We start from the raw sequence: 1,893 nt of genomic DNA, 5'->3' as shown, positions 1-1,893 counted from the left end.
GCGCTGAAGACCGGCGAGAACTGCGGGCTCGGCGCCGGTCGCATCAATGAATGCATCAAACTCCGGTTTGGACGGCGGAGCGTTCTCCGCAGTGAAGACATGCTGGGCACCATACCGTGCCGCTGATTCGAGCCGTTCCGCCCGGACATCGGTGAGGGTGACTTCGGCGCCGGCAAGTTGCGCCACAGCAGCTACCAGCAAACCGATAGGTCCGGCCCCGGCCACCAGCACGCGTGCGCCCAGTTCAATTCGCCCGGCACTGCGGGCAGCCAATGCAACGCTCAGGGGCTCAAGAAGTGCTGCCGCTTCGTAGGAAAGGTGATCGGGAACCGGATGGCAGAAGGCCGCCGGATGCACGGCGTACTCACTGAAGACGCCGTCAACCGGCGGCGTGGCGAAGAAGCGCACCTCTGGATCAAGGTTGTAGCAGCCGGAAAGTGTTTGGGGTGAGAGCGGGTTGGGGATGCCCGGTTCCAGGGACACCCGCTGCCCAACCGAGCGGTCGGTGACTCCTTCGCCGAGCGCGGCGATCTGTCCGGAGGGTTCGTGCCCAAGCACCAGCGGTTGTTCCACAACGTGCGAACCGATACGGCCATGCTGGTAGTAGTGGGTGTCGGACCCGCAGACGCCCACGGAGTGGATGCGGATGAGCACTTCGCCCGGGCCGGGGCGGGGAACGGGCCGTTCTTCGACCCGCAGCTTTCCGGGACTATCCAGGACGGACGATTTCATAGTCTGTTCCACTGCCCACTCCGATGCTCATTTGTGAATCAAGTATTGCTCATATGATAGTCGACACCGACGTATTGGGTCAGAAAGCCCGGGATCCTCAGCGAGGGGCCCGGGGAATCACCGTCAAGATGCACGCGTGGATTTCTTCGTGGGTCACCGTCAAGATGCTCGTGTAAGTATTGTGCTTGTTTCAGCTATTTGTGCTCGCGTGGATGATGCTTCCAGCGCCCGTGTTTTCTCTGCGGCGAGTTTGATGAGTTGGTTCTGGATGGCGGTGATGCCTCGGGTGAGGTCGGCCGGGTTGGTGGTATCAATTAGTTGGGCCAGCTCGGTGGCTTTGTCCTGGGAGAGGATCCCTGAATCGAGCACGCGCTGGTACGGGGTCCGCGGCTTGTCGTAGATGCGGGCCTTTTTCCCGTGCTTGTTGGACCGCCAGCCGACCGCTTTCGTGGTGGCGGTGAAGAGGTTCAGCCGGACCCTCACGAGGGCGTAGAGCTCGTTGAGGAGCCTCAGTTCGAGGGCCGTGTCGTAGCGGTAGTGGAAAGCGTGCCGGCGGACCACGTCGCCGTTTTTCTGCTCCACGTGGGCGTTGTCGTTGGACTTGTACGGACGGGCACGGGTGAAGTAGAGGTCCTTATCATCGGCCCACTTGATCAGGGCGTGGTTGATGAACTCTCCACCATTGTCCGTATCCAGTCCGACCATGGGGAACGGCAACCGCGCAACAACATCATCCATCGCCCCCAGCACCCATTTGTGGGCGCCGTTACGGACCGCGACGTTCTCGGTCCACCCGGTGAACACGTCCGTGGCCGTCAGGGTTCTGGCGAATTCCCCGGCCAGGGTGGGTCCGCAGTGGACGACCATGTCCGCCTCGATGAAGCCGGGAGCCTGTTCGTGTTCATCGCCGGCCTTACGGACCGTGATCGAGTTACGCAGCAACGGCCCGGCCTTGGTCGCCGACAAACCACTGGGCTTCGCTGCGTCCCTGGTGGGCTTGAGTAACCGGTCAATCGTGGCACCGGAGATCTTCAGCAGCTGCGCCCGCACCAGCGGAGTAAACCGTTTCGGGTCAAGCTCCCCGTGAGCCTCAAGCCTGGGCAGCCACAGCCCCATGGTCGCGGCAAGATACTTACCCGACGGCATCCCGGCCAGCCGCCA

Annotated in this window: 2 protein-coding genes; both read right to left on the bottom strand. The window is 62.4% G+C overall.

The window, feature by feature from the left end; all coding sequences use genetic code 11:
• The coding region (locus Y707_RS0102185; protein ID WP_026533870.1) for an alcohol dehydrogenase catalytic domain-containing protein at positions 1 to 732 on the bottom strand (732 nt) is incomplete at its 3' end.
• Positions 733 to 891: 159 nt separating this feature from the next.
• Positions 892 to 1,893 (bottom strand): integrase catalytic domain-containing protein (locus Y707_RS22810; RefSeq protein ID WP_051441568.1); only part of this gene is annotated, 1,002 nt, incomplete at its 5' end.

The organism is Arthrobacter sp. H14 (genome assembly GCF_000520495.1).
GTDB lineage: Bacteria > Actinomycetota > Actinomycetes > Actinomycetales > Micrococcaceae > Arthrobacter_C.
This window is presented reverse-complemented; position numbering and strand designations above follow the sequence as displayed.